1 protein-coding gene is annotated in these 458 nt (G+C 67.7%); it reads right to left on the bottom strand.

Annotated features, from left to right (window positions below):
* Nucleotides 1-458: glycine zipper 2TM domain-containing protein (locus D7X55_RS46290; RefSeq protein ID WP_121725749.1), on the bottom strand; the 458-nt coding region annotated here is incomplete at both ends.

The following is a 458-nucleotide window of genomic DNA, read 5'->3' as shown; positions in this document are numbered from 1 at the left end:
ACTCGGAGGTGGCGGTCTCGGTGTGGCACTGGCGCTCGGTGCGGTTGACCACACGGCCACCCACATGGCGCTTGTCGATCTGGTTGCCGATGAAGCCGCCGGCCACGGCACCGGCGGCGGTCGCGGCCTTCTTGCCGTTGCCGCCACCGACCTGGTTGCCGAGCAGGCCACCGACCACAGCGCCGACCACGGTGCCGCCGACGTTGCCATCGCGTTCCGGCAGGCGTTCCTGCACCGTCACGTCCTGGCAGACCTCGTGCGGGGTCTGGGTGGTGGAGGTCTCGCGCACTGGATCGGTGCCGATCACGGTGGCGTAGGCCTTCTGCTTCTCGGTGATCGGGTCAACCTTCAGCACATCGGCATATTCAAGCCCGCGCGGCGCGGACGGGTCCAGCTTGTCACCACGTGCGCCGTCGTCAGAAGCGTTACCTTCAACGAGGCGCGATTCACCATTGGGG

The organism is Corallococcus sp. AB049A (assembly GCF_003668885.1).
Lineage (GTDB): Bacteria > Myxococcota > Myxococcia > Myxococcales > Myxococcaceae > Corallococcus > Corallococcus interemptor.
The sequence above is the reverse complement of the archived record's forward strand: the minus strand, read 5'-3'. Positions and strand labels throughout refer to the sequence as shown.